We start from the raw sequence: 26262 nt of genomic DNA, 5'->3' as shown, positions 1-26262 counted from the left end.
ACTGGTCTGCCGCGCCGGAGACGAAGACAGACCAGGGAGGACGTCCATGTTGAAGACGATCACGCTCGCCGGCGCCGCCATGGCGCTTGCCCTAAGCACCGCACCATCCTTCGCCAAGGAGCTGAAGTCGATCGGCGTCTCGCTGGGATCGATGGGCAATCCGTTCTTCGTCGCCCTGTCGAAGGGCGCCGAGTTCGAGGCGAAGAAGACCAATCCCAATGTGAAGATCACGGCGGTCGGTTTCGAATACGACCTCGGCAAGCAGGTCACCCAGATCGACAATTTCATCGCCGCCGGCGTCGACCTGATCCTGCTCAACCCCGGCGATCCCAAGGCGATCGGGCCGGCGATCAAGAAGGCGCAAGGTGCAGGCATCGTCGTCGTCGCCGTCGACACCGCGGCCGAAGGCGCCGATGCCACCGTGACCACGAACAACGTGCAGGCCGGCGAGATCTCCTGCCAGTACATCGTCGACAAGCTCGGCGGCAAGGGCGACGTCGTCATCGAGAACGGGCCGCAGGTCTCCGCCGTGATCGACCGCGTCGTCGGCTGCAAGAACGTCTTCTCGAAGAATCCCGGAATCAAGGTGTTGTCGAGCGACCAGGACGGCAAGGGCTCGCGCGAGGGCGGTCTTACCGTCGCGCAGGGCTATCTGACGCGCTTTCCCAAGATCGACGCCATCTTCGCCATCAACGATCCGCAGGCGATCGGCACCGACCTTGCGGCGCGCCAGCAGAACCGCACGGGCATCGTCATCACGGCGGTCGACGGCGCGCCCGATATCGAGGCGGCGCTGAAAGATCCGCAGTCGCCGCAGATCCAGGCCTCGGCTTCGCAGGACCCGTTCTTCATGGCGCGGCGGGCCGTGCAGGTCGGTGTCGGCATTCTCAACGGCCAGAAGCCCGCCTCGACCGTCGAGCTCCTGCCGTCCAAGCTCGTGACCAGGGACAACGTCGCCGAGTACAAGGGCTGGACCTCGGATCGCTCGCAGTAAGACGCGGTCCGCTACCGAGAACGCCCGAGACACGAGATGACGGGCGGCGTTTTGTTCGACGCCGCCCGCCGCCGACACACCTGCACTGATCGGCCGTACGAGCGCGCTGGGCTGCCTGTTGTGTTAGCCTCGCACGATCTCGATCGGTCGATTCGGAAAGCACATCTCGTGAAAGCCAAGATATCCGGCACTGCGTGGCGGCATGCCAATATCGGCCGCCTGCTCAACAACGCCGTGCGGCGCTTCGAGGGCCGCGTGCTCGAATTGATGAGCGAGCGGGGACACGACGAGACGCGTATCGCCCATGTCAGCCTGACCCGCAATCTCGACGTGGAGGGGACGCGGCTCACCGAGCTCGCCCGCCGGGCGTCCATGAGCAAGCAGGCGATGGGCGAGCTGGTCGATCAGTGCGCCGAGCTCGGCCTCGTCGATCGCATCGCGGATCCGACCGACCGGCGCGCGCGCATCGTCATGTTCACGCCGGCTGGACGCAAATGGCTGGATGCGTTTCGGGACGCAGTCGACGTCGCCGAGCAGGAGATGCGCGCCGAGCTCGGCAAGGCCACCATGGACGCGATCCTGAAGGGGCTGGCGGTCTATGGCGAGAGGTTCGACACGCTCGAGGATGCCGATTAGTCAGGCTACTTGACGATCTCGTCAGGCTACCTTACCATGCAAGATAATGCTGGTAGGGAGAAGCGTCTTGGAAACACGTCTGACGGCCGCGGTGCTCATCGCGGGCGGGGGCCCTTGCGGGCTCATGCTGGCCAACGAGCTCGGCCGCCGCGGCGTGTCCGCGATCCTGGTCGATGAAAAGCCGGGCACGGCATTCAATCCGCAGGCCAATGCGACGCAGGCGCGCTCGATGGAGCATTATCGGCGGCTGGGTTTCGCCGACGAGATCAGGCGCGAAGGTCTGCCCGCGGGCTATCCGACCGACGTTGCCTACTTCACGCGCTACACTGCTTACGAGCTGGCGCGCTTTGCATTGCCGTCATCATCGCGCGCGGGCGAGCTGATCAAGGGCATGTCGGGCTCCTGGAGCGCGGCCGAGCTGCCGCATCGGGTCTCGCAGAAATATGTCGAGGCGGTGCTGCGCCGCCATGCCGAACGGCTCCCCGGAATCAAGCTCAACTACGGTCACCGGCTCATAAGCTATGTCGAAAATGATGACGGCATCGTGGGCGAGGTCGAATGCCTCGATGATTGCAGCCGCTTCCAGGTCCGGGCCGACTTCCTCGTCGGTGCCGACGGGTCGCGCTCGCAAGTCCGTCAGTCGCTCGGCATCGTCTACGGTGGTGAGACCGGGACGCAGCGCGATTTCATGGGCGGCCGCATGCTGGCGGTCTATCTCCGCTCGCCGGAGTTCTACGCCAGCGTCCCGCACGCCAGGGCGTGGATGTACAATTGCTTTAACGGCGACCGCCGCGCCTTCATGGCCTCGGTGAACGGGCGCGATGAATTCGCCTTTCACACGCAGCTCCGGCCGGGCGAGGATGAGAGCGCGATCACGGTCAGCGAGGCCAGGGCTGCGTTCCAGCGCGCCTGCGGCGCGCCCATCCCATGCGAGGTGCTGTCGTTCCTGACCTGGACCGCCGGTCACGCGCTGGTCGCGAACGGGATGCAGCGGGGCAGGGTGTTCCTCGGCGGCGATGCGGCGCATCTGTTCACGCCGACCGGCGGGCTCGGCTACAACACCGCGATCGAGGATGCGGTCAATCTCGGCTGGAAGCTTGCAAGCGTCGTCAAGGGCGTGAGCCCGGCGACGCTGCTCGACAGCTACGAGATCGAACGGCGTCCGGTGGCGCTCCGCAACACCGACTATGCGCGGCGCTTTGCCGACTCCCTCGGTCTGTTCGCGCCCGCACCTGACATCGAGGACGCCACGGACGCCGGCAGCGAGGCGCGGCGGATCGCAGGCGTCTATCTCGAACGGCATGCCCGCGCCGAATTCAACATCCCCGGCGTCACCTTCGGCGGGCGCTACGACGGCTCGCCCATCATCGTCTCCGATGGCAGCCAGCCGCCGCCGGATGCCGCGAACGTCTACATCCCGAGCGCCTGTCCCGGCGGCCGCGCACCGCATGCCTGGCTGGAGGACGGCGTGTCCCTGTACGACCTGTTCGGATTCGAATGGACGCTGCTCCAGTTCGGCGAGGTCGCGCCGGCTCGCGCTGCGGTCGCGGAGGCCGTCCGCAAGCTCGGCGTCGACGTGAAGCTCGCCACGCTGCCGGCATCGTTGCGTGACCTCTATGAGGCGGACCTCGTCCTGATCCGTCCCGATCAGATCGTGGCCTGGCGCGGAGGCGCATCCCAGTCCGGAACGATCGGACACACCCTTGCGCGCGCGCTCGGGCACGGCGCGAGCGACGGCGTCCGACTGGCAAGCTGAGCAATTTCCGCCGCATCCAATGCGGCGGTGCGGCCAATGACTCCCGCGCTGGTCGATATCGCCGTCGATGACGCCTGTTCAGCCATCAGCGCTGAATTGCGAAGCGCCACGACAAACGGGCCGCGCCGCTACGCATCCTACATCCTTTGCGAGCTACGAGCTTCGATACCAGCTCGCCAAGTTCCACGTCGTGACGTCCCAGCCCGACATGTCGACCATCAGGTTGTTGACGCCGGCGTTGACGATGTGGCGCGAGAGCAGCGGCAGGAGCACGTTGGCCTCGCAGAAGATCTCGTCGACCTTGATCAGCAGCGCGGCGCGCTTGACGGGATCGAGCTCGTTCTGCGCGGCCTTGTAGGCCTTGTCGGCCTCGGGATCGGAATAGCGCGAATTGTTGCGGCCCAGCCATTTGTTGTCCTTGGTGGCGATCTCCCAGGAAACGCACTGGTTCAGGAAGCGCTCCGGATCGGGCTGCGGCTGCGTCGTGTTGTACATCTCCATGTCGGCATAGAATTTCGAGTAGGTGTCGGGGTTGCCGACATCGGAGGAGAAGAACACCGATGCGGCGACCGCCTTGATCTCGATCTCGATGCCGGCCTTTTGGCAGGCTTGCTTGATGATGGCCTGGGTCTTCTGGCGCGGGGCGTTGGTGGAGGTCTGGAACACGTATTTGAGCTTCTTGCCGCCCTTCTCGCGGATGCCATCTGCGCCCTTGGTCCAGCCGGCCTCGTCGAGGATCTTGTTGGCCTTGTCGGCGTCGAACGCGTATTTCAGCTTGGGCGACTTGAACTGCTTGGGCGCATTGACGAAGCTCGCGGTTGCGACGCCGCCGCGTCCGTAGATGAACTTCTGGATCGAGTCGCGGTCGATCAGGAGATTGATCGCCCGGCGGACGGCGGGATCGGACAGCGTCGGGTGCTTGGTCTTGAGACTCGAACGCTCGCCGTCGACCTCGGTCCACGGGTCCGTCGTGTTGAGGATGATGAACTCGACGTTGCCCGAGGGCGTGACGTCGAGCTTGCCTTTTCCGCCCGCTTCCATGCGCTTGAGGACCTCCTCCTCCACCTGCATGTTCCAGGCATAGTCGTATTCGCCGGTCTGCAGCACGGCGCGCGCCGCGGATACCGCATCGCCGCCACCCTTGACCTCGAGCGTGTCGAAATGCGGCTGGTTCTTGACGTGGTAATCGGGGTTGCGCTCGGCGCGGATCAAATCGCCCGGCTTGAACTCGACGAATTTGTAGGGGCCGGTGCCGACCGGCTTCAGATTGCCGGGAGCCTCGCGTGATTTTGCGCCGGCATAATCGCCGAAATGATGCTTCGGCAGGATCTGGCCGACCGAGCCGACGAACGGGTCGGCCCAGAACGGCGTCGGCGCCTTGAAGATCACCTTGACGGCGTGGTCGTCGATCTTCTCGACCTTGATGTCCTTGTAGGAGCCCGTGGTGTAGGCCGCGGTTGCGAGATCCGCCGCGTACTGCCAGGTGAAGACGACGTCGTCGGCGGTGAAGGGCTTGCCGTCATGCCATTTGACGCCCTGCTTGAGCTTCCAGATCACGCTCGTGCCGTCGGCCGCAAGGCCGCCGTTCGCCTTGGTCGGGACCTCTGCGGCAAGGCAGGGGATGAGATTGCCGTCCTTGTCCCAGCCGGCGAGCGGCTCGAAGAAGACGCGCGAGGCGATCTGGTCCTTGGTGCCGCTCGCGAAATGCGGATTGAGCAAAGTGGGAGCCTGCCAGAGCAGGATCTTGAGCGGGCCGCCGCCGCCGGCCTTGGTCGGCTTGTACTCGAGCGTCGCATCGGCCATCGCCACGTCGTTCCAGACGAGGATCTGGCTTGCGACCGGCGCTGCGATCCCGACCGCAGCCAGCTTCTGGATGAACGAGCGTCGCGACAGCGTGCCTTGCTTCACCGCCGCGATCGCCGTGCGGATTTCGTTCTCGTTCATCAGATGACCTCCACCTTCGCCAAAAAATATCGTCACCGGCATGCAAGTGACCAGCACTCTAACCCGGGACGGCATCGCGGAGTCAAAGGGGTGCCCTGCGGCGAAATGGCGAACGCGCCTGTGAGAAGCCATAGTTCCGGCCGTCGTTGCGGCGAACGGCCTCGGCCGGGAGGGGCCACCCGCCGCGAGATGCGCGTTCCCGGGCGGTCGGCTGCGTGAGGCGAACATGGCCCGGCCCTTGCCCGCCAGTATGATGGATATGTATAAACATCATACTTGGAGGTGGCGTGGTTCGGTCAGATGATGTCGCAAGGCGGGCGTTCGAGCCTGGCGTGCTGTTCGGCGGGCTGATTGCCGCCAACATCGCCGCATGGGCCTTCGCCTTCGCCTTCGCCGCGTTCGGCGACCGGCCGACGGTGATGGCGACCGCGTTGCTGGCCTGGGTGTTCGGCCTGCGCCATGCCGTCGATGCCGACCATATCGCCGCGATCGACAATGTCGTGCGCAAGCTGATGCAGGCGGGCGATACGCCGCGCAGCGCCGGTCTGTACTTTGCGCTCGGCCATTCCACCGTCGTCCTGGTCGCGACCATGCTGCTCGCGCTCGGCGTCGTGAGCCTCGGCGGCGACGGCCTGCTCAAGGAGATCGGCGGCCTGGTCGGCACCTCGGTGTCGGCGCTGTTCCTGCTGGTGATCGCGGCGATCAATCTCGCCATCTTCGCTGGGCTGTGGCGGATCCTGCGCGAGGTGCGCGAGCAGGGCGTCCATGACGCCGCGCAGCTCGAGGCGCTGCTCGCGTCGCGCGGCTTGCTGGCGCGGTTGCTCGCCCCGATGTTCCGCCTCGTCACAAAAACCTGGCACATGTATCCACTCGGCCTGCTGTTCGGGCTCGGCTTCGACACCGCGACCGAGATCGGCCTGCTCGGCATTTCCGCCACCGAAGCCGCGCGCGGCGTCTCGTTCGCGCAGGTGCTGGTCTTTCCTGCGCTGTTTGCCGCCGGCATGGCGCTGGTCGACACCGCCGATTCCGTGCTGATGGTGAGCGCCTATCGCTGGGCCTTTGTCGATCCCTATCGCAAGCTCTGGTACAACCTCACCATCACCGGCGCCTCCGTCGCGGTCGCGCTGTTCATCGGCGGCATCGAGGCGCTCGGCCTGATCGCGGACCGGCTCGGCCTGTCGGGCGGGCCGTGGTGGCTGGTCGAGGCCCTCAACGACTCTCTCGCCCATGTCGGCTTTGCCGTGATCACGTTGTTCGTGATCGCATGGTTGCTCTCGGTCGTGCTCTATCGCCGCATGGCTCCGAGCGACCGGCGGCGCACGGTCGATCCTGACGAACTGAGCAGGGACGCCGCGCCGGGGTGATCGCACCTCAGTGTGTCGCAACGGCAACAATCGGCGACTTTCCGCGATCCGTGATTAGATCAGAATTCCTCGCGCCCTTGCGAACAGCCAACTCGCGCCAACATAGCGTCCGGTAAAGATCACGCGCCAGGGGGCGGGTGAAACAGACGGCTGTCGACAGCGAGTGAGCATCATGCGCGCGTTCTTCCGATCGCGTTCGTTCTATCTGCCTTGTGGTTTTCTGCTCATCCAAACGCATCCCGGGCCCACGCCATCATCGTCTCGTCCTCGCCGGTATCAGGCGCGACCGTATCGGGCGACACCGTCGTGATCCGCCTGCACTTCAACAGCCGGATCGATCGCGCGCGCTCCAAACTGACGCTGCTGGCTCCGGACGGCGCACCACGCGCCCTGACGCCGGCTTCCGACGCGCCCGCCGACGAGCTCAATGCCGATGCGACGCAGCTGCCGGCGGGGGCATGGCACCTGCGCTGGCAGGTGCTGAGCATCGACGGCCACATCACCCGCGGCGACATTCCGTTCACCGTCCACTGACGTGTACCTGCTCCTCGACATTTTCGGCTATCTGTCGGTGGTCCTGCGGGGCCTGATCCTGATCGCCCAGTCGTTCACCCTCGGCGGTCTCGCGTTTCAGCTGTTGCTGTGGGGACCGCTGCAGCCGCAGCTCTCCGTCTATGGCCTCACGATCGAGCAGCGATGCCGCGCGTTCCTGCGGTTCAGCGCCGCCGCATGGGCGCTCCTCACCGTCGCCTCGCTGGCGCTCAACGCGGCCGCGCTGGTCGGGACGCTCCAGGTGCCCTGGAGCGAGGCGGTCACTGCCGATTTCGGCCGCGCCGACCTCGTCATCGCGGCTTGCGCAGTGGGTATCGCCGTCCTGGCCAACGGTCCCGCGCATCGGCTGCGGTCGGCCGCGCTTCTCGCTTTGTCGGTGCTGGCGCTGGCGATGCAGACCCGGCTCACGCATGCGGCCAGCCGGCCGGATGTGCGCTGGCCGCTGCTGCTGTCCGACGCCGGTCACATGGCGGGCGCGGCGGTCTGGATCGGCGGTCTGCCTTACTTCCTGATCGCGCTGAACGGCTGCAAGGACGCCGGCGATTGGCGCCTGATCGCGCGCCGCTATTCGCTGATGTCGATGGCCGCGGTCGCCGCGATCGTCAGCGGCGGCCTCGTCATGGCGGCGAACTATATCGGCTCGGTCGCCGCGATCTACGGCACCGCCTATGGCGTCATGACCCTGGCCAAGCTCGGCCTGCTCTTGATGCTGCTGACGCTCGGCGCGGGCAACTACTTCCTGGTCGAACGGCTGCGCCGCGACCCCGCGACGCCGATCCTTCGCCTCAAGCGTTTTGCGGAGGTCGAGATCGGCATCGGCCTCACGGTCCTGCTGGCCGCTGCATCCCTGACCTCATTGCCACCGGGCGCGGATCTCCCGCACGATCGTCTCGCCTGGCATGAGATCGTCGAGCGCGCCACGCCGCAATGGCCGCCGCGCCTGACCAGCCCGGATTACGACAAGCTCACCGTCGCGCAGCTCCAGGCGAAGATCACGCTTGCGGACGCCGGGCGCGCCAACGCGCAGGCGGCCTACGTTCCCGGCGAGGGCACGATCCTGCCGCGCAATGCCGAGGACATCGCCTGGTCGGAGTACAACCATCACTGGGCCGGCGTCTTCGTGGTGTTTATCGGGCTGCTGGCGTTGGTCGAGCATTTCCGCTGGGGCCGCTGGGCGAGGCACTGGCCGCTGCTCTTCCTCGCGATGGCGGCCTTCCTGTTCTTCCGCGCCGACGAGCAGGCCTGGCCAATTGGTCCAGCCGGCTTCTTCGAGTCGCTGCGCGATCCCGAGGTGGCGCAGCATCGCATCTTCGTGCTGCTGATTGCCGTGTTCGGGCTGTTCGAATGGCGCGTACGCTTGCGCGGCAGCAAGGCCGGGCCGGCGGCCCTGGTGTTCCCCCTGACCACGGCGCTCGGCGGCGCGCTGCTGCTCACGCATTCCCATGCGATCGCCAACATCAAGGACCAGCTGCTCATCGAGATGAGCCACACCCCGCTTGCGCTGTGCGGCGTCGCCGCCGGCTGGGCGCGCTGGCTCGAACTGCGGCTCGACGGCCGCGTCAGCCGTGCCGCAGCCTGGATCTGGCCCGTCGCCTTCATCCTGGTCGGGCTGATCCTGCTCGATTACCGCGAAGCCTGAACGCGCTATCCGTCGTACTGGTCCGGCCCCATCGCCCACGACGTCTGATCGTGGCCGTAGGCGTAATTGCGGTTGTTGACCACAGGGTTGCGATTGACCATCGGCCGCATGAACATCGGATGGGTCGCGCTGCGCACCTCGTGCTCGACTGTGAACAGAGGCTTGCCGCTGTCGAGATCGACGATGTCGCAGAACCGGTACTGATATTGGTTGTCCTCGCGCGAGATCAAATTGCGCGCGAGCAGCTTGCGGTAGGGACCGGAGAAGTCGGTGATGTACATCTGCACGTGGTGCCCGTCATAGTCGCCCGGCGGCCGGTCGGTCTCGCGGAACAAGAGGTGCTGGTCGCGGCCCGTCTGCACCGCCGCAACCGCGCCGTCGCCATTGCGCAAGGATGCGGGCATGCCCATGACCTCCGGATAGAAGGCGCAGATCGAAGGCGCCGTTCCGATCGGCACGTCGAACTCGACATAGGGGATGCCGAGCGTGATGCGGCCGAAACGCGCCGCGTCCGGCTCATAAACGCGCATGCGGTTGCCCCACGGGCAGACGGCCTCGACATGGTCGTTGTGCTCGGCAAAGGTGAAAGCGGTGCCTTCGAGCTTCTTCGCGACCGATGCCAGTCGCGCCAGCAGCGCCTCGCGTCCCTCGATGACGAGGCCGGTATGGCCGCGCAGCACCTGCGGCCTGCCGCTCGGCAGGTGAAACTGGCTTCGTCCGGCGTTGATCCACATGTTGGTGTCGGACACCATCAGATAGGGATCGCGGGTGAGCCCAAGTCCCGTGACGTAGAATAATGTCGCCAGGCGCTGGTCCGGGACCTGGATGTTGACGTGCTCGAAATGAATCGCGTTGCCGAGATCTTCTGTGGATCGGTCGAATTGTTGCGGCATGGCTGTGCGCTCTGGGTGGGGGGACGGACAGGCCATACTAGAGCACAATTTCCGTCAGCCGAAACAGATCGGCGATCACATCTTGAGGGCGGACATCATGCCTTTCGCCACCTTGTCGCGGCAACCAGTCCCTGTAATCTGGGCAAAAGACATCAAGGAAAGGACCGATGGGGGGAGTTCTGGAAGGCGTGCGCGTCCTCGATTTCGGGCGCTATATCGCGGGGCCGTATTGCGCGACCCTGCTGGCCGAATTCGGCGCCGAGGTCATTCGCGTGGAGAAGCGCGACGGCAGCGAGGATCGTTTCGTCGCGCCGGTCGGTGAGGGCGGCGAAGGCGCGCTGTTCCTCCAGATCAATCGCAACAAGAAGTGCATCACGCTCGATCCGATGACGCCGGAAGGGCAGGAAGTGATGCGCCGCCTGATTGCGACCGCCGACGTCGTCGTCGCCAATTTGCCGCCGCAGACCCTGCGCGCGATGAAGCTCGACTACGACTCGCTTCGAGCGATCAAGCCGGACATCATCCTGACGACGGCAACGGCGTTCGGCGGGCCGGGACCGTGGTCCGATCGCGTCGGCTTCGACGGTGTCGGCCAGGTCATGTCGGGCTCGGTGTACATGACCGGTGCCGGCGATCCGCCGTATCGGGCCGCGGTGAACTGGGTCGATTTCGGCACCGCGCTGCACTGCGCGTTCGGGACGCTCGCCGCCCTGATCGAGCGCGGCAAGTCCGGCCGCGGGCAGATCGTCGAGGGCGCGCTGCTGGCAACCGCGCTGTCCTTTACCAATGCCACGCTGATCGAGCAGGCCGTCATCAACGTCAACCGCGTGCCTACTGGCAATCTCGGCCAGACCGCCGCGCCAGCCGACATCTACCGCACCAAGGACGGCTGGGTGCTGTGCCAGGTCACGGGACATCCGCTGTTCAAACGCTGGGCGAAGCTGATGGGCGAGGAAGACAAATGGCTCAATGATCCGCGCTTTGCCGACGACATCAGCCGCGGCAACAACGGCCCCGTCATCAGCGAGCGGATGGCGCGCTGGTGCGCCGAGCGCACCACGCAGGAGGCCGTCGACACGCTGGGCAAGGCGATGATCCCGACCGGGCCGGTGCTGAGCCCGCAACAGGCGCTCGATCATCCGCACATCCGCGCCGCCGGCTTCATGCAGGATGTCGATTATCCGGGCTTGCCCAAGCCTGCACCGGTGATGCGCGCCGCCGTGCGGCTGTCGGAGACGCCGGGTGAGATCGCGGCGCGACCGCCCACGCTCGGCGAGCATACCGATCGCGTCCTCGCCGAGCTCGGCTACGACACGGCTGCGATCGAAGCACTTCGACAGAGCGGCATCATCTAGCTGGACTGGACCGCCGACTGAAACGTTCAGGCGGCGGTCCAGTGCGATCTAGAGGAACTTGGGGAAGTTCTAAGGCCGCGAGACAACGCTAACCCGTCCCGTGCAAACGCATCAAGTTTCGTAGTGTTGCTCCGGCGACAGATTCGTTGCCGCGGCCCGCAAATGGCCACACTTGCAGCACGCAGCTTTCCGCTCCCCGGCGCTGCTCGATCTAGCCGGTCTTGGTCGTGTAGATGGCAGCGAAGCGCTCGCGCAGCAAATTCTTCTGCACCTTGCCCATGGTGTTGCGCGGCAAGGTCTCGACGAAGATGACGCGCTTGGGCTGCTTGAATTTGGCGAGGCGCCCTGACAGCGCATCGAGAATGGCGCGCTCGTCCACCGACGAGTTGGGCGAGCGGACCACGGCGGCGGTGACGCCTTCGCCGAAGTCGCCGTGCGGCACGCCGACGACGGCGCTTTCCGACACCCCGGGGATGGCGTCGATCTCGGTCTCGATCTCCTTCGGATAGACGTTGAAGCCGCCGGTGATGATGAGATCCTTGCCGCGGCCGACGATGTGGAGATAACCGTTCGCATCGAGCTTGCCGAGGTCGCCGGTGATGAAGAAGCCGTCGCTGCGGAATTCGGCGGCAGTCTTGTCCGGCATGTTCCAGTAACCGGCAAATACATTCGGCCCCTTCACCTCGATCATGCCGACGTCGCCAACGGGGAGGATCGCGCCCGTCTCGGGATCGGTGACGCGAACCTCGACGGCGGGAAGCGGCCGGCCGACCGAGCCGGCAATGCGCGCGCCCTCGTAGGGATTGGAGGCTATCATTCCGGTCTCGGTCATGCCGTAGCGTTCCAGAATCGCGTGCCCGGTCCGCTCCTTCCAGGCCCGGTGTGTCTCGGCCAGAAGCGGCGCCGAGCCGGCGACGAACAGCCTCATATTGGCGGTGGTGCGCTCGTTCAGTTCAGTGCTCTCGAGCAGGCGGACATAGAACGTCGGCACGCCCATCAGCACGGTGCTACGCGCCATCGTTGCCAGAATGCGTTCGGCGTCGAACTTCTGCATGAACAGGATGCGCGCGCGTGCGGCGAAGGTGACGTTGCAGGCCACGAAGAGCCCGTGAACGTGATAGATCGGCAGGGCATGGATCAGCACGTCCTTGCTCGAATAGCGCCACTCCCGGACGAGCGTCAGGGCATTCGAAGAAAGGTTGCCGTGCGTCAGCATGGCTCCCTTCGAGCGGCCGGTCGTGCCCGACGTGTAGAGGATGGCTGCGAGATCGTCATTCGTCCTGGCGATGGTGTCAAATTGCGCCGGGAAGTCTGCCGCGGCATCGACGAGCGAACCCTTGCCGTGGTGATCGAGCGTCTCGACCCGGCCGCCTGCCTTGGCGGCGATGGCGCGCAGATCGGCCTCTTCCCTGGGATCGCACACGATCAATGTCGGCTGCGCGTCGCGGATGAAATACTCGGTCTCAGTCGGCGTATAGGCGGTGTTGAGCGGCAGATAGACCGCGCCGGCGCGCAGCGTTGCAAGATAGAGTGCGACGGCCTCGACCGACTTCTCCACCTTGGCTGCGACGCGGTGGTCCGGGCCGATGCCGTTGCGGCTAAGGAAATTCGCAAACCGACCGCTGAGGGCCGCAAGTTCGGCATAGCTCAAGGTCGTGCCGTCGTCCTTCTCGATGCAGATGGACTGGTCGGACTCCGCACCGGCGAGCAGGCGATTATACAGGTTCGAGGTCATGACGAGATCTTCCGTTGCGAGTTGGTGTGAGGACTGGGAACGAGGTCGCGCGATGACAATTTCGCGCGAAGCGCCTTCTTCACCTTGTCGGACGCCACCACGGTGCCGGCTTCGGCAAAGGCTTCGTGGTTGGATTCGATGTGCTCGAGCGCGTAGAGATAGTTCACCATCAGCCCGTACGACTGCTTCATGCCCTTCGCCGAAGCATCCCCTAGGAAATTCAGCCGTTCCAGGCGCGCGCCGTTGCCGAGATGGAAGCGGGCGACCGGATCGAGCGGCTTGCCCGACGGCAGCTTCGCCTTGAGGAAGTAATAGGCGGCGAGCGCCGTGATCGGCTCTTTCGCCTGCGCGATGTCGCCGCCGTCGTCGAGCGCGACCAGCGCGCGCCTTGTGTCCTCGTCGATCGCCGCGGAGGCCTCGGTCTTGAGCTCACGCCTCGCCCAGCCGGCAAAGCCGGGCACCGGCGACAGGGTGACGAAGGTCTTCAGGTTCGGCAGCTCGCGGGCGAGATCCTGCACCACCTGCTTGATCAGGAAATTGCCGAAGGAGACACCGGCAAGGCCCTTTTGCGTGTTCGAGATCGAGTAGAACACGGCGGTCGTCGCCTCGTGCGCCGCAATCGCCTGGCGCGATTTGTCCAGCAGCGGTCCGATCGCGCCGGGGATCTCCCTGGTGAGCGCGACCTCGACGAAGATCAGCGGCTCGTCGACCAGCTGCGGATGGAAGAACGCATAACATCGGCGGTCCGGCGGCTCGAGCCGGTTGCGCAAATCGTCCCAGTCCTGAATGGCGTGGACGGCCTCATACCTGATGATCTTCTCCAGGATGTTGGCCGAGGTGGTCCAGTCGATCGGCCGCAGCACGAGAAAGCCCCGGTTGAACCAGGACGAGAACAAATGGACGAAATCGTCGTCGACGGCCTGGAGCTCGGGGTGCTCGCGCAGTAGCGAGAGCAGCACCTCTCGCATCCGCACCAGCGAGGCCGTTCCGCCGGGCGCGAGGTTGAGGCGCCGGATCAGCTCCTGCCGGCGTGGTTCCGCGGCGGCATGGAGTGCTTCGAGCCTGGCGCCATCGCCGCCCTCCTTGCGCTGGTAGGCGGCGATCGCGAGCTCGATGGCGCGACGGTCCGGCCCGAACCGGTCGGCGAGGGAGGACAGAAATTTGAGCCGCTGCGGCCCGGCCGCGGCTTCGAACGCGGCGAGCAGCGATTGCGCGATCGCAACGCCGGAGGCCTCGCCGCGACGCGACAGCAGCGCCTCGCCGAGAAGCTCGAGGTCGCGATCCTCGTCCGCCTCGCGATCCGGCTTCATGCCGAGAACCGCGCGGCCGCGCTGCGTCAGCGTGTCGATCAGCCCTTGCAGGAATTCGGGCGCCGCAATGCGTCCGGATCGGATGTCGTTCAGCATGGTTCGTGCCTCCTCGGTTTATCGCGATGGCGGACCCATCACGAGGTTGGGCAGAAGGGTGGAGATCGACGGCACCAGGCACAGCAGGACGACCGCGAACGCCATCAGCACGACGAAGGGCAGCGTTCCCCAGATCACGTCCCGCAGCGGGATGTCCGGCGCGATGTTCCTGATGACGAAGATGTTGAGTCCGACCGGCGGATGGATGAGGCCCATCTCCATCACGATCGTCATCACCACGCCGAACCAGATCAGGTCGAAGCCGGCGTCCTTGAGCGGCGGCAGGATGATCGGAGCTGTCATCAGGATGATCGAGACCGGCGGCAGGAAGAAGCCGAGCACGACCACCAGCACCAGGATCGCGCCCAGCAGCACCCATCGCGACAACTGCATCGCGACGATCGCCTGCGCCGCCGCCTGGCTGATGTGGAGATAGCTCATCACGTAGGAGTAGAGCAGCGACATGCCGATGATCAGCATCAGCATGGTCGATTCCTTCAGCGTCGATTCCAGGATCGGACCGAGATCCCGCGGGCGCCACACGCCGTAGATGGAGGCGATCAGGACGAGGGCCAGGATGCCGCCGAGGCCTGCGGTTTCCGACGGCGTCGCATAGCCGCCATAGAGCGCGATCATGACGCCGCTGAGCAGCACGACGAAGGGCAGCACGCGCGGCAGCGCACCGAACCGCATCGCCATGGTGAAGCGCTCGTTCGACAGGATCGGATGCTGCGCCGGATCGGCCGCATAGGCGCGCTGCGCCGCTTTGTATTCGGCCTTGAACCTCAGCACCGCATAGGTTGCGAACAGCACCACCAGGAGCAGGCCCGGCCCGATGCCGGCGAGGAAGAGACGGCCGAGCGATTGCTCGGCGGCGACCGCGTAGAGGATCATGGTGATCGAGGGCGGCAGCAAAATGCCCAGCGTGCCGCCGGCGGCGATCACGCCCGCGGCGAAGCCGCCGGAATAGCCGCGCTTGCGCATCTCTGGGATGCCCGCAGAGCCGATCGCCGAGCAGGTGGCCGGAGACGATCCCGCCATCGCGGCGAACAGCGCGCAGGCGAAGACGTTGGCGATGCCGAGGCCGCCGGGAATGCGGCCCATCCAGACGTGCAGCGCGCTGTAGAGGTCCTGTCCCGCCTTCGACTTGCCGATCGCGGCGCCCTTCAGGATGAAGAGCGGGATCGCCAGCAGCGTGATCGAGGCCATCTCCTCGTAGACGTTCTGCGTCACCGTATCGAGCGATGCGGCGGGCATGAAGTAATACATGAAGACGACGGCGACCGCGCCGAGCGCCAGTGCGATCGGCATGCCCGAGGCCATCATGGCGAGGGTCGCGCCACCATACATCAGTCCGACGGCAAGCGTGCTCATTTGCTCCTCCATGCGTCGAGGCTCGCGGCGAGCTGAAGCGCGATCTGCAGCGTCATCAGCGTCATGCCCAGCGACATCATGCTGTAGGGAATCCACAGCGGCGGGGCCCAGGTCGATCCGGATACCTGCCCGTCGACCCAGGCCTCGTGGAACAGCGTCCAGGACTTCCAGGCGAAGAAGCAGCAGAACAGCAGGCTCGCGGTGTCGACGACGAGCACGCGGATCGCATTGCCGCGCTTCGACAGATAGCCGGTGAGGGCCTCGATGCCGATATGGCCGCGCCCGGCCTGCACGAACGCGGTGGACAGGAACGTGGCGCCGACCAGCAGGAACACCGCGGCCTCGTCCTGCCAATAGGTTGCCGCGTTGAAGAAGTAGCGTGCGGCCACGCTGTAGCTCAGGATCGTGCTCGCGACGATAAGCGCGATCGAGCAGAGCACGACGATCACCCTGTTGAGCAGGGTCATCGCGCGAGCGATCCGTCCCACCGGGGAGCCGGGTCGCGCCGCCGTCACTGTGGCTGAATGGCCGAGATCGATGCCGTGCGCGCTCATGAGCCCGCCTCCAGGGCAAGCTTGATCAGGCGGGCGCAGTTCTCGTTCTTGTTGGCGTAGTCCTTCCAGGCCGTGTCGCGCGCAAGCTCCCGCCACGCCTGAACCGTCTTGTCGTCGAGATCGTGCACCGTCGCGCCGGCGGCCTGGTAGACCTTGGCCACACGGACGTCGTCCTCCACCGCAGCAGTGCGGCCGAACGCTTCGAGCTCGGTGCCGACCGAGACGATGATGTCGCGCTCCTCGTTCGAGAGCCGGTCGAACACCGCCTTCGACATCACGAGCGGCTCGAGCATGAACCAGTAGCTCTTGGCTCGCCCGGTCGTCAGATGCTTGGCGAGTTCTTCCAGACGGAACGAGGTCAGGCTGGTGGACGAGGTGAGGGCGGCATCGCACGCGCCGGTCTGCATCGCCGCATAGAGTTCGTTGGAGGGCAGCGACAACACCGAGGCGCCGGCAGCCTGCAGCACGAGATCCATCTCGCGCGAGCCGCCGCGGATCTTCATGCCCTTGGCATCGCCGACCTCGACCAGCGGACGCGCACGGCTGGCGACGCCGCCGGCCTGCCAGATCCAGGTGACGATGACGAGGCCTTTGGCGGCGAGGAATTTGCTGAACTCCTGGCCGATCGGCTTGTTCTTCCAGCCGAGGCCTTCGTCGTAACCGGTGACGAGGCCCGGCATCAGGCCGATGTTCAGTTCGGGAAGATCGCCGCCGGCGTAGGAGATCGGAATGAGGCTCATGTCGAGCGCGCCTTTGCGCATCGCCGAGACCTGCGCGTTGGTCTTCATCAGCGACGAGCCCGGATAGATCTCGGCGGTCATCGCGCCCTTGCTGCGCTCCTGGATCAGGGCCGCAAAGCGCCGGCAGAGCCGGTCGCGGAAATCGCCCTCGGTCGCGGTGCCTCCCGGAAACTGGTGCGAGATCTTCAGCGTCGTGGCGGCGCGCGCCTCTCCGAAGCGGAGCAGGGCCGGAGACGCGATCCCCAGCGCCAGGGCCTGGCGTCGTGAAATCCTCATTCCATACCTCCCGTTGCTAGATTGCATTTTTTATTTCTAATCTTGCATACAATTCATATATGAACTGCATGCTGTATGTTTTGTCAAGTCTATGGTATGGAATCGGCCGATAAGGTGCATACAATGAGCCAGGCCTTCAGACTGAAGCAGTCGATCGAAGACGCTGTGATTGCAGGGGAATTCCTGCCGGGCGATCGCCTGGACGAGGCCTCGCTCGCGGAGCGATTCGGGGTGTCGCGCACCCCCATTCGGGAGGCGTTGCTCCAGCTTGGCGCCGAAGGCTTCATCGATGTCCGTCCGCGCCGGGGCGCGATCGTCAGCGTTCCGTCACCGACCCGGCTGTTCGAGATGTTCGAGACCATGGCCGAGATCGAAAGCGCCTGCGGACGGCTGGCCGCGCGTCGGCTGACGCCGGACAATGACGCGGCGATGGAGGCGGCTCACCGTGCCTGCGAGATCGCCGCACACGAAGGCGACAGCGAGCAGTACTACGCGGACAACCGCAATTTTCATGAGGCGATCTATCGCGCCAGCCGCAACAGCTTCCTGGCGGATCAGGCGTTCGCCCTGCACAAGCGCTTGAGCGCCTATCGCCGCATCCAGCTTCGGGCGCGCAATCGTCTGCTGCAATCGCTCCAGGAGCACGCCGGGATTCTCGAAGCGATCCGTGCCGGCGACGAGCAACTCGCCGCGACGCGGTTGCACGACCACGTGCTGGTGCAAGGTGAGCGGTTCTCGGACATGGTGCTCGGCCTTGCCGGCGATCGACGATCGGATGCCGCCGGCAGCAGGAGCGGAACGACGCGATAGAGCGGCGGGACAATGTCCGCCCGCTCATCCGGCGTCACCTGATGCTGGCGACTCCGATTGCCAGCACCGACATCAGCGGCACATCTGTCGGTAGCTCCACCGCCGTCTTCGGCTCAGCCAGCCAGCGCGCGACCTTTTCGGTGAAGGAGCGTGTCGCATCGGCGAACATCGGCGCACTGTTGCGCCGTGATGCGCCTCACGCTTGCAGGACGCGCCGTTGTCGGCCGCGAATTCGTTTCCTATTTTGCGCCGAATGGAGAAAGTGTCTCCGCGTCTGCGAGTCAATATGGATTTCCATTTTATTGATTTCGCGCTGCGGAGAAGCGAATACGGTTCCAATTGTTGTCGTTGAGTGATGGAGACCAAGATGTCGTTTCGCCTTCCCCTGATCCTCGCGGCCGTGCTCGCCACATGGTCCGCCGCAGCCGCGGCCGAGACCATCAAGATCGGCGTGACGCCGGGGCCGCATGCGCAGATCCTCGAAGCGGTGAAGCCGATCGCCGCCAAGCAGGGCCTCGACATCCAGCTGCTCGAGTTCTCCGATTACGTGGTGCCGAACGCCGCGCTCGACGCCGGCGAGATTCAGGCCAATTCGTTCCAGAACCAGCCTTATCTCGACAACCAGAAGGCCGATCGCGGCTACAAGATCGAGGCCGTCGGCCTCACCGTGAACTTCCCGATCGGCGTCTATTCGAAGAAGCACAAGGCGTTCGCCGACATCCCCGAGGGCGGCAAGGTCTCGATCCCGAACGATCCGACCAATGGCGGCCGCGTGCTGCTGCTGCTGCGCGACAAGGGCGTGATCAAGCTGAAGGACGGCACGGGCTTCAAGCCCACGGTGCTCGACATCACCGAGAATCCCAAGAAGCTGAAGTTCATCGAGGTCGATGCGGCGCAGGCCCCGCGCGCGCTCGACGATGTCGATGCAGCCGCGATCAACACCAACTATGCAACCCAGGCGGGCCTCGATCCGGTCAAGGACCCAATCCTGCGCGAGGACCCGAAGGGGCCCTATGTCAATCTGATCGCCGTTCGCTCCGCGGACAAGGACAAGCCCTGGGTCAAGATCCTCGTGGACAGCTATCACACGCCCGAGGTCAAGGAGTTCGTCCTGACCAAGTTCAAGGGCGCGGTGCTGCCGAGCTGGTAGGCAGTCTGCCCGCCCAGAGTCCAGTGCAGGGGCGATCCGGCGGGCAGCCTTGCCTATGAGCCTTGCGCAATGCCCGCTTGTCTGGAGCTGCGGCAACCGACATCATCGCGGGCGTGGCAATCCTCGCCCGACAGGGATCGTATGAAACGCTTTGCAAACCTGAAACGCCTGGGCTTCTTCACGCGGCTGCTCGACGAGGCGCCGCCGGCGGACCGCTATCGCTTCGCGGCCGAGCAGATCGTGCGCGCCGAGAAGGCCGGGCTCGATTCCGCGTGGATCGCGCAGCATCATTTCCATGAGCGCGAGGGCGGCCTGCCGTCGCCCTTCACCTTTCTCGGTTATGTCGCAGCCCAGACCTCGCGCATCCGTCTCGGCACCGGCATCGTGACGCTGCCGCTGGAGAACGCGGTGCGGGTGGCGGAGGACGCCGCCGTGCTCGATCTGCTCTGCAACGGCCGCTTCGAGCTCGGTGTCGGCACCGGCGGCAATCCGTCGGCCTTCGCCGCCTTTGGCCTCGACGGCGCCCAGCGCAACGAGATTTTTGCGCGCAATCTGGACATCGTCCGCAAGGCACTGACCGGAAAGCCGCTCGACGGCGGCGACACGCTCTATCCGCAGAGGCCGCAACTGGACAAGCGCATCTGGCAGGCGACATTCTCCGTCGCCGGCGGCGCCCGCGCCGGCAACGCCGGCGATGGCCTGCTGCTCTCGCGCACCCAGCCGCGATCCAAGGACGCGCCGAAGGCGACGCTCGCCGAGATCCAGAATCCCATCATCGACGCCTATCTCGAAGCGCTGCCGCCGGGCTGCGAGCCGCGCATCATGGCCTCGCGCAGCGTCTTCGTCGCCGACGACCATCGCGAGGCGATGCGTCTTGCCGATATCGGACTGCGCCGCGCGCTGCCGCAATTCATGAAGGGCGGTCACCTTCCCCCGGGCGAGACGCTGGAGGAGATGATCACCGCGTTCGACACCCATGTCGGCGCCGCCGACGAGGTGATCGCCTCGCTTCGCACCGATGCCACGCTGGAGCGGGTGACCGATCTCGTCTTCCAGGTGCATTCGGTCGATGCGCCGCATCCTCACGTCCTGCGCTCGATCGAGCTGGTCGCGGAGAAAGTCGCACCGGCGCTGGGCTGGACCCGGACGGCGGCTAAAGACGTCGCTCTCGCAGGCTAGTCCGGATGAATGTGATCGCGTTGCACGAGGCTGAATGATGGCACCAAAGGATATCATCGACACGCTTGCCGGCATCGAGCCCGGCTCCACCCTGGATGCCATCCGCGCGCGTCGCCTGCATGCGCGCGAGAATGCGCAGAAAAGCTATCTCTCGCTGTTCGAGCCGATCGACGCCGGCGATTTTTCGCTTGCCGAACGCGCCGCGGTCGCGGCGTTCGTGACCGGGCTCCATGGCGAGTCCCCCGTCGCCGCCTTCTATCGCGAGAAGCTCGCAGCGAATGCGGATGGAGCGGCGCTGGTCGAGCCGATCCAGATCGAAATCGAGCGCGGCAAGACATCGGGTCCCTATGGCGCCTTTCCGGCCGGACCGTTGTCGGTCGAGAACAAGGCCGGCTTGATCTACCGCGTGAGTGCGGAACGCAAGCCGCAGCTCGGCACCCGGCTGGTCGCGGCGTTCGAGCATGCGCATCTGCTGGTGTTCCGCCCGCGCGATGCCGCATCCGCCGACATGAAGGCGCTGCTGGCCGCCGGCTGGTCGGAGACGGGCATCGTCACGTTCTCCCAGCTCGTTGCGTTCCTGTCGTTTCAGGTCCGCGTCGTCAGCGGCTTGCGCACGCTCGCAGCGGCAAGCGCGTAGGAGGTTGCATCATGAGCACCGTCAATCCGCCCGTCGTCTTCACCCAGGACGAGCTCGGCTGGGTCTCGTGGATCGACCCACTGCCCGAGGCTGAGCTGACCGAGCGGCATTTCGCCGGCCTCGTCGATCGTGCCCGCGCCAAATCGGAATACTTTCGTCTCTTGGTGCGCGATCCCGAAGCGCTGGAGGCCCGTACCAAGACCGACAAGGACATCTTCTATAATGTTGCCGACGGCCTGCCGCGTGCCGAGCGCGAGCTCGCAGCGGCTGCGACCTCGCGCTACAACGGCTGCATCTATTGCGCCTCCGTGCATGCGCGTTTCGCCAGCACCTACTCCAAGCGCCGCGACGACGTGCAGCGCCTGCTCGATGAAGGCGTTGGTGCCGATCTCGGCGAGCGCTGGAACGCCGTGGTCAGGGCCTCGGTGGCGCTGGCCGAGACGCCGATCGCCTTCGGACCCGACAATATCGCGGAGCTGCGCCGCGCCGGGCTGGACGACGCCGAGATCGTCGACGTCATCAACGGCGCCTCTTTCTTCAACTGGGCGAACCGGCTGATGCTGTCGCTCGGCGAGCCCTCGAAATAGGCAATCTCACCGGCACAAGAATTGCTGCTTGTATCAACTAAAGTGGATGGAGCCGTGCATGAGCAACATCGATCGTCGTACCCTGGTCAAAGGATCGCTCGCCGCCATGATGGCGGGCGCGACCTTCTCGCGCAGCGCCTTTGCGCAATCCGCCGAACCGATCCTGCTCGGCGTCAGCGGCCCCCTCACGGGACCGAATGCGCAATATGGCACGCAGTGGAAGCAGGGCTTTGATCTCGCGCTCGACGAGATCACGGCGGCCGGCGGGATCAACGGCCGCAAGCTCGCCTATCAGTTCGAGGACAGCCAGAGCGACCCGCGTCAGTCGGTGGCGATCGCACAGAAGTTCGTTTCCAATCCCGCCATCGTGCTGGAGCTGGGCGACTTCTCCAGCCCCGCGTCGATGGCGGCATCGCCGATCTACCAGCGGGGCGGTCTCGTGCAGTTCGGCTTCACCAACTCGCACCCTGACTTCACCAAGGGCGGCGACTTCATGTGGAGCACGTCCGTGAGCCAGGCCGACGAGCAGCCGCTGCTGGCGGCCTATGCCGTCAAGCGCCTCGGCCTGAAGAAGCTCGCGGTGCTGCATCTCAACACCGATTGGGGCCGCACCAGCCGCGACTATTTCGTCAAGGCCGCCAAGGAATACGGCGCCGAGGTCGCGGTGACCGAGGGCTACATCGCGGAGGAGCGCGACTTCCGCTCCACGCTGGTGCGCGTGCGTGATTCCAATCCGGATGGGCTGATCCTGATCTCTTATTATTCGGACGGCGCGCTGATCGCGCGTCAGGCCCGCCAGGTCGGTCTGAAGCAGACCATCTGTGCGGCAAGCTCGGTCTATTCGCCGAAATTCCTGGAGCTCGGCGGCGAGGCGGTCGAGGACGTCCATCTCGGCACGCGCTATTTCCCCGAGGATCCCAGGCCCGAGGTGAAGAAATTCATCGCCGGCTTCAAGGCCAAGTATGGCGGGCAGGAGCCCGACGCCTTCAACGCCTATGCCTATGATGCGATGAACATGGCGGCCGCCGTCGTCAAGATCGGCGGCACCGACCGTCGCGCCGTCCGCGACGCCTTCGCGAAGGTGAAGGATGTCTCGAGCGTGATCTTCGGCTCGGCGACGTTCGACGTCGAAAGCCGCCGCGTCAAGGGCGCGATGAATGCCGAGCTCGTCGTGCGCAAGGGCCAGTTCGCGCTCTGGGACGGCAAGCCGACCTGACCTGACGGCCGGAGCACCGCTCCGGCCGCTCTTCTCTCTACGTGGGGACCAACGTTTGTCTTCCTGGCTCGACTACACGATCAACGGGCTGATCGTCGGCAATGTCTACGCCCTCGTTGCGGTCGGGCTCGCGCTGATCTTCGGCGTCAGCCGGCTGATCAACTTCGCGCAAGGCTCGATCTATCTGGTCGGCGCCTATATCGGCTGGGTCGCGGTGGTGCAGCTGCATACGCCGCTGCCGCTCACCATCATCGTCGTCGCGGCGGCCGCCGCGGTGGTCGGTCTGGTCATCGAACGGTTCGGCCTGCGGCCACTGCAGAATTCGGTGCGCATCGCGCCGCTGCTCGCGACCATCGGCATCAGCTTCGTGCTCGACCAGCTGGTGATGCTGACCTTCTCGCCCAATCCGCGCGCGCTGCCGAGCCAGTTGCCCGATGTTCGCTTCCAGCTCGGCGGCGGCACCATCGGCCCGCTTGATCTGCTCATCGCCGGCGTCGGCCTCACCAGCGCGCTCCTGCTGTTCGTGTTCCTGCGCTACAGCAAGCTCGGCTGGGCGGTGCGCGCCGCCTCGCAGGACCGCGACGCCGCGATGCAGATGGGCGTCGACGTCAACCGCGTCAATCAGGCGGTGTTCGGCATTGCCGCCGCGCTCGGCGGCGTCTCCGGCATGCTGGTCGGCATGTACTACAACCAGATCGACACCGCGATGAGCCTGCAGGCGACGCTGAAGGGCGTCGTCGCGGAAGTGGTTGGCGGCGCCGGCAACGTGCCGGGCGCGGTGATCGGCAGCCTGCTGCTGGGGTTGGTCGAGAGCTACGGCGTTGCCGTATTCGGCACCAGCTATCGCAATCTGTTCGCCTTCCTGCTGCTGGTCGTCGTCTTGGTGCTGCGGCCGAACGGCCTGTTCGCCAGCGCGCGGCAGGCGCCGCCCGAGCCGCTCACCGGCACCTTCATCGCGCCGAGCCGCCCGGTGCGCATTCCGCGCTGGGCCCTGGCTGTCGCCGCCGCGATCTTCGCGGTCCTGCCGTTCTTTCCGGTGTCATTCTACGTGCTGCAAACCCTGATCAACGCCTGGCTGCTCGGCATGCTCGCGCTCAGCCTGACGCTGGTCGCGGGCACGATGGGCCAGGTCTCGCTCGGACATGCCGCGCTGCTCGCGATCGGGGCCTATACGTCGGCACTGTTGTCGCTGACGCTCTCCGTCCCTGTCGGCCTTGCCGTGATCGGCGGCGGCCTGATGAGCGCCGCGCTCGGCACGCTCTTGATCTCGCCGTCGTTCCGCCTGCGCGGGCACTATGTCTCGATCGCGACGCTTGCCATCGGCGAGATCGTGTCGCTGGTGATCCTGAACTGGGAAAGCGTGACGCGCGGTCCGATCGGTATCTCCGGCATCCCGCCGCTGTCGCTGTTCGGCTACGACCTGATCAGCCCGACGTCAATCTACTGGTTCAGCTTTGCCGTGATGGTCGTGCTGGCGCTGCTGCAGGGGCGGCTGCTCACCTCGCATCTCGGCCGCAGCTTCCGTGCTATCCGCGACGACGACATCGCCGCGCGCGCCTATGGCCTCAGCCTGAACCGCTATAAATCGCTAGCCTTCATCTTCGGCGGCTTCGCCGCCGGCGTCAGCGGCGGCATCGCCGCGCATCTCTATTCCTACATCAATCACGAGACCTTCAACACGCAGCAATCCATCCTGGCGCTGACGGTCGTCATCCTCGGCGGCCTCGGCAATGTCGTCGGCGCGATCGTCGGGGCGGTGGCGCTGGTCGGCCTGCCCGAGGTCTTCCGGATCGCGGCGGAGTACCGCATCCTGATCTACGGCATCGTGCTCTTGCTGCTCGTGCGGTTCAGGCCCCAGGGCCTGTTGGGGACGATCTGATGGCGGAGCAGCACAATCCCATGCTGTCCCTGCGCGGGCTGACGCGCCGCTTCGGCGGCCTCACCGCCGTCGACGCGATCAATCTCGACCTCACCAAGGGCGAGCTCATCAGCATCATTGGCCCCAACGGTGCCGGCAAGACCACGCTGTTCAATCTCGTGACCGGGCTCGACCGGCCCGATGCCGGTACGGTTCGTTTCGAGGGCCAGGACATCACCGGCCTGTCGCCGGAACGGCTTGCCGCCGAAGGCATCGCGCGCACGTTCCAGCTCGGCCGCGTGTTCGGCAATCTCAGCGTCATGGACAACGTCCTGATCGGTGCCCATACGCGGCTGCGGTCGGTGAAGCCGGCGGTGCCGGTCATCGGTCCGTTGCTCGAACTCGGCCTGGCGCTGCTTCGCCCGGCAAGCGTCAAGGCGGAGGAGGAACGGCTGCGCGAAGAGGTGAAGGCCATCCTCGCCCGCTTCGGCGAGCGCCTGTTGCCGCGCATCGACCAGCCCGCCTACAGCCTCTCCTACGCCAACCGCCGCCGCGTCGAGATCGCGCGTGCGCTGGCGCTGAAGCCGCGTCTCTTGCTGCTCGACGAGCCGACCGCCGGCATGAACCCGACCGAAACCGCGGAGATGCAGGCGCTTGTTGCCGAATTGAAAGCCGAAGGTCTGACCATCCTCCTGATCGAGCACAAGCTGGAGATGGTGATGCGCCTGTCCGACCGCGTCATCGTCATGGACGAGGGCAAGAAGATCGCGGCAGGGCCGGGCGACGAGGTGCGAACCGATCCCAAGGTGATCGAGGCCTATCTCGGCCATGGGCTATCAGGCGCGGCGGAGCAGGAGAGCGCGGCATGACGACGAGCGCACCCGAACCGCTGCTGGCGCTGTCTGGCGTCAACACCTTCTATGGCCAGGCCCAAGTGCATTTCGACCTCTCGATCACGGTCGCACGCGGCCACATCGTCTGCCTGCTCGGCGGCAATGCCAGCGGCAAGTCGACGACGATGAAGATCATTCTGGGCCTGGTGAAGCCGCGCTCGGGCGAGGTGACGTTCGACGGCGCCTCGCTGATCGGCCTTTCCACGCCGCAGATCGTCCGCCGCGGCATCGCCTCGGTGCCGGAAGCGCGGCGGCTGTTCGCCGACATGAGCGTGCGCGAGAACATCCTGATGGGCGCCTTCGTGCGCAACGACCGCGATGCCGTGGCACAGGATCTCGACAAGATGCTGACGCTGTTCCCCAAGCTCGGCCAGCGGCTGTCGCAGCGCGCAGGCTCCTTGTCCGGCGGCGAGCAGCAGATGGTGGCGATGGCGCGCGCGCTGATGAGCCGGCCCCGGATGATCGTGATGGACGAGCCCACCATGGGCCTGTCGCCGCTCTATGTCGACCGCGTGCTGGAGCTGATCCGTACCATCAACCAGGAGGGCGTCTCGGTGTTCATGGTCGAGCAGAACGCCAGCCTCGCGCTGGAGATCGCGCACGAGGCCTATGTGCTGCAGACCGGCAAGATCGTGCTGTCGGGTCCGGCGCGTGCGCTGAAGGACGATCCGCGGGTGCGTGATGCCTATCTCGGCGGCTCCGAGGCCGCCTAGC

The 26262-nt window shown here is 65.6% G+C and carries 24 protein-coding genes; 16 read left to right on the top strand and 8 right to left on the bottom strand.

What is annotated here, in order from left to right; translation table 11 throughout:
* Window positions 1–46: 46 nt before the first annotated feature.
* From XH79_RS42425 to XH79_RS42415, 3 genes are all read left to right on the top strand, one after another.
* On the top strand, window positions 47–994 hold the full coding sequence (locus tag XH79_RS42425; protein WP_212345370.1) for an ABC transporter substrate-binding protein: 948 nt from the start codon (window positions 47–49) through the stop codon (window positions 992–994).
* Window positions 995–1162: 168 nt separating this feature from the next.
* Window positions 1163–1630: a MarR family winged helix-turn-helix transcriptional regulator gene (locus XH79_RS42420; RefSeq protein ID WP_271585590.1), complete on the top strand. Its 468-nt coding sequence runs from the start codon at window positions 1163–1165 to the stop codon at window positions 1628–1630.
* Window positions 1631–1676: 46 nt separating this feature from the next.
* Entirely contained in the window at window positions 1677–3386 is a 1710-nt protein-coding gene (locus XH79_RS42415; protein ID WP_271585589.1) for an FAD-dependent oxidoreductase, read from the top strand.
* Between the two features lie 153 nt (window positions 3387–3539).
* On the opposite strand, the gene XH79_RS42410 is transcribed toward XH79_RS42415, so the two are convergent.
* A complete protein-coding gene (locus tag XH79_RS42410; RefSeq protein ID WP_271585588.1) occupies window positions 3540–5330 on the bottom strand; it encodes a peptide ABC transporter substrate-binding protein in 1791 nt (596 codons plus the stop codon).
* Window positions 5331–5617: 287 nt separating this feature from the next.
* Here XH79_RS42410 and XH79_RS42405 point away from each other — a divergent pair, with 287 nt between their 5' ends.
* The 3 genes from XH79_RS42405 (at window position 5618) to XH79_RS42395 (ending at window position 8885) form a co-directional block, all read left to right on the top strand.
* Entirely contained in the window at window positions 5618–6694 is a 1077-nt protein-coding gene (locus XH79_RS42405) for a HoxN/HupN/NixA family nickel/cobalt transporter (protein ID WP_271585587.1), read from the top strand.
* 210 nt (window positions 6695–6904) lie between these two features.
* Entirely contained in the window at window positions 6905–7228 is a 324-nt protein-coding gene (locus XH79_RS42400) for a copper resistance CopC family protein (protein WP_271585586.1), read from the top strand.
* Between the two features lies 1 nt (window position 7229).
* Complete coding sequence (locus tag XH79_RS42395) at window positions 7230–8885, top strand: copper resistance D family protein (protein ID WP_271585585.1); 1656 nt, start codon at window positions 7230–7232, stop codon at window positions 8883–8885.
* Window positions 8886–8890: 5 nt separating this feature from the next.
* Here XH79_RS42395 and XH79_RS42390 read toward each other — a convergent pair whose 3' ends face one another.
* Window positions 8891–9778 carry a VOC family protein gene (locus tag XH79_RS42390; protein WP_271585584.1) on the bottom strand — a complete coding sequence of 296 codons (888 nt, stop codon included), beginning with the start codon at window positions 9776–9778 and terminating at the stop codon, window positions 8891–8893.
* Window positions 9779–9945: 167 nt separating this feature from the next.
* On the opposite strand from XH79_RS42390, the gene XH79_RS42385 reads away from it, so the two are divergent.
* Window positions 9946–11133: a CaiB/BaiF CoA transferase family protein gene (locus XH79_RS42385; protein ID WP_271585583.1), complete on the top strand. Its 1188-nt coding sequence runs from the start codon at window positions 9946–9948 to the stop codon at window positions 11131–11133.
* Between the two features lie 211 nt (window positions 11134–11344).
* Here the strand turns inward: XH79_RS42385 and XH79_RS42380 are convergent, their stop codons facing one another.
* From XH79_RS42380 to dctP, 5 genes are read right to left on the bottom strand one after another with little or no spacing between them, the layout of a single operon-like run.
* On the bottom strand, window positions 11345–12868 hold the full coding sequence (locus XH79_RS42380; protein WP_271585582.1) for a malonate--CoA ligase: 1524 nt from the start codon (window positions 12866–12868) through the stop codon (window positions 11345–11347).
* A complete protein-coding gene (locus XH79_RS42375) occupies window positions 12865–14274 on the bottom strand; it encodes a malonyl-CoA decarboxylase (protein WP_271585581.1) in 1410 nt (469 codons plus the stop codon). Before XH79_RS42375 ends, XH79_RS42380 begins: the two co-directional genes overlap by 4 nt.
* Before the next feature lie 18 nt (window positions 14275–14292).
* Entirely contained in the window at window positions 14293–15648 is a 1356-nt protein-coding gene (locus XH79_RS42370) for a TRAP transporter large permease (RefSeq protein ID WP_271585580.1), read from the bottom strand.
* Window positions 15645–16202, bottom strand: a complete 558-nt coding sequence (locus XH79_RS42365; protein ID WP_271585579.1) for a TRAP transporter small permease — start codon at window positions 16200–16202, stop codon at window positions 15645–15647. Before XH79_RS42365 ends, XH79_RS42370 begins: the two co-directional genes overlap by 4 nt.
* Window positions 16199–17218, bottom strand: a complete 1020-nt coding sequence (gene dctP / locus XH79_RS42360) for a TRAP transporter substrate-binding protein DctP (protein ID WP_271585578.1) — start codon at window positions 17216–17218, stop codon at window positions 16199–16201. Before dctP ends, XH79_RS42365 begins: the two co-directional genes overlap by 4 nt.
* Before the next feature lie 123 nt (window positions 17219–17341).
* On the opposite strand from dctP, the gene XH79_RS42355 reads away from it, so the two are divergent.
* Window positions 17342–18028 carry a GntR family transcriptional regulator gene (locus XH79_RS42355; protein ID WP_271585577.1) on the top strand — a complete coding sequence of 229 codons (687 nt, stop codon included), beginning with the start codon at window positions 17342–17344 and terminating at the stop codon, window positions 18026–18028.
* Between the two features lie 34 nt (window positions 18029–18062).
* Here XH79_RS42355 and XH79_RS42350 read toward each other — a convergent pair whose 3' ends face one another.
* Window positions 18063–18197 (bottom strand): hypothetical protein, encoded by a 135-nt coding sequence (locus tag XH79_RS42350; protein WP_271585576.1) that lies wholly within the window; start codon window positions 18195–18197, stop codon window positions 18063–18065.
* A gap of 186 nt (window positions 18198–18383) precedes the next feature.
* Between XH79_RS42350 and XH79_RS42345 the strand changes: the two genes are divergently transcribed.
* The 8 genes from XH79_RS42345 (at window position 18384) to XH79_RS42310 (ending at window position 26261) form a co-directional block, all read left to right on the top strand.
* Complete coding sequence (locus tag XH79_RS42345) at window positions 18384–19178, top strand: MetQ/NlpA family ABC transporter substrate-binding protein (RefSeq protein ID WP_271585575.1); 795 nt, start codon at window positions 18384–18386, stop codon at window positions 19176–19178.
* A 141-nt stretch (window positions 19179–19319) separates the two neighbouring features.
* A complete protein-coding gene (locus tag XH79_RS42340; RefSeq protein WP_271585574.1) occupies window positions 19320–20357 on the top strand; it encodes a putative FMN-dependent luciferase-like monooxygenase in 1038 nt (345 codons plus the stop codon).
* A 37-nt stretch (window positions 20358–20394) separates the two neighbouring features.
* On the top strand, window positions 20395–20994 hold the full coding sequence (locus XH79_RS42335) for a CMD domain protein (protein ID WP_442870035.1): 600 nt from the start codon (window positions 20395–20397) through the stop codon (window positions 20992–20994).
* An 11-nt stretch (window positions 20995–21005) separates the two neighbouring features.
* The gene (locus XH79_RS42330) at window positions 21006–21581 is read left to right on the top strand and encodes an alkylhydroperoxidase domain protein (protein ID WP_271585572.1); all 576 of its coding nucleotides are present in this window, start codon (window positions 21006–21008) and stop codon (window positions 21579–21581) included.
* Window positions 21582–21639: 58 nt separating this feature from the next.
* Window positions 21640–22797, top strand: coding sequence for an ABC transporter substrate-binding protein (locus tag XH79_RS42325; protein ID WP_271585571.1), 1158 nt, complete (start codon window positions 21640–21642; stop codon window positions 22795–22797).
* A 55-nt stretch (window positions 22798–22852) separates the two neighbouring features.
* Window positions 22853–24676 (top strand): ABC transporter permease, encoded by a 1824-nt coding sequence (locus tag XH79_RS42320; RefSeq protein WP_271585570.1) that lies wholly within the window; start codon window positions 22853–22855, stop codon window positions 24674–24676.
* On the top strand, window positions 24676–25524 hold the full coding sequence (locus XH79_RS42315; RefSeq protein ID WP_271585569.1) for an ABC transporter ATP-binding protein: 849 nt from the start codon (window positions 24676–24678) through the stop codon (window positions 25522–25524). Before XH79_RS42320 ends, XH79_RS42315 begins: the two co-directional genes overlap by 1 nt.
* Window positions 25521–26261, top strand: a complete 741-nt coding sequence (locus XH79_RS42310; protein WP_271585568.1) for an ABC transporter ATP-binding protein — start codon at window positions 25521–25523, stop codon at window positions 26259–26261. Before XH79_RS42315 ends, XH79_RS42310 begins: the two co-directional genes overlap by 4 nt.
* Window position 26262: the final 1 nt, after the last annotated feature.

The organism is Bradyrhizobium sp. CCBAU 45389 (genome assembly GCF_028128625.1).
Taxonomy (GTDB): Bacteria; Pseudomonadota; Alphaproteobacteria; order Rhizobiales; family Xanthobacteraceae; genus Bradyrhizobium; species Bradyrhizobium liaoningense_B.
This window is presented reverse-complemented; position numbering and strand designations above follow the sequence as displayed.

Coding starts and splice junctions, on each gene's coding strand:
- XH79_RS42325 (WP_271585571.1), top strand. CDS start 21,640: ATGAGCAACATCGATCGTCGTACCCTGGTCAAAGGATCGCTCGCCGCC.
- XH79_RS42370 (WP_271585580.1), bottom strand. CDS start 15,648: ATGAGCACGCTTGCCGTCGGACTGATGTATGGTGGCGCGACCCTCGCC.
- XH79_RS42340 (WP_271585574.1), top strand. CDS start 19,320: ATGAAACGCTTTGCAAACCTGAAACGCCTGGGCTTCTTCACGCGGCTG.
- dctP (WP_271585578.1), bottom strand. CDS start 17,218: ATGAGGATTTCACGACGCCAGGCCCTGGCGCTGGGGATCGCGTCTCCG.
- XH79_RS42375 (WP_271585581.1), bottom strand. CDS start 14,274: ATGCTGAACGACATCCGATCCGGACGCATTGCGGCGCCCGAATTCCTG.
- XH79_RS42385 (WP_271585583.1), top strand. CDS start 9,946: ATGGGGGGAGTTCTGGAAGGCGTGCGCGTCCTCGATTTCGGGCGCTAT.
- XH79_RS42350 (WP_271585576.1), bottom strand. CDS start 18,197: ATGTTCGCCGATGCGACACGCTCCTTCACCGAAAAGGTCGCGCGCTGG.
- XH79_RS42335 (WP_442870035.1), top strand. CDS start 20,395: ATGGCACCAAAGGATATCATCGACACGCTTGCCGGCATCGAGCCCGGC.
- XH79_RS42330 (WP_271585572.1), top strand. CDS start 21,006: ATGAGCACCGTCAATCCGCCCGTCGTCTTCACCCAGGACGAGCTCGGC.
- XH79_RS42345 (WP_271585575.1), top strand. CDS start 18,384: ATGGAGACCAAGATGTCGTTTCGCCTTCCCCTGATCCTCGCGGCCGTG.
- XH79_RS42390 (WP_271585584.1), bottom strand. CDS start 9,778: ATGCCGCAACAATTCGACCGATCCACAGAAGATCTCGGCAACGCGATT.
- XH79_RS42365 (WP_271585579.1), bottom strand. CDS start 16,202: ATGAGCGCGCACGGCATCGATCTCGGCCATTCAGCCACAGTGACGGCG.
- XH79_RS42310 (WP_271585568.1), top strand. CDS start 25,521: ATGACGACGAGCGCACCCGAACCGCTGCTGGCGCTGTCTGGCGTCAAC.
- XH79_RS42355 (WP_271585577.1), top strand. CDS start 17,342: ATGAGCCAGGCCTTCAGACTGAAGCAGTCGATCGAAGACGCTGTGATT.
- XH79_RS42380 (WP_271585582.1), bottom strand. CDS start 12,868: ATGACCTCGAACCTGTATAATCGCCTGCTCGCCGGTGCGGAGTCCGAC.
- XH79_RS42410 (WP_271585588.1), bottom strand. CDS start 5,330: ATGAACGAGAACGAAATCCGCACGGCGATCGCGGCGGTGAAGCAAGGC.
- XH79_RS42415 (WP_271585589.1), top strand. CDS start 1,677: ATGCTGGTAGGGAGAAGCGTCTTGGAAACACGTCTGACGGCCGCGGTG.
- XH79_RS42315 (WP_271585569.1), top strand. CDS start 24,676: ATGGCGGAGCAGCACAATCCCATGCTGTCCCTGCGCGGGCTGACGCGC.
- XH79_RS42425 (WP_212345370.1), top strand. CDS start 47: ATGTTGAAGACGATCACGCTCGCCGGCGCCGCCATGGCGCTTGCCCTA.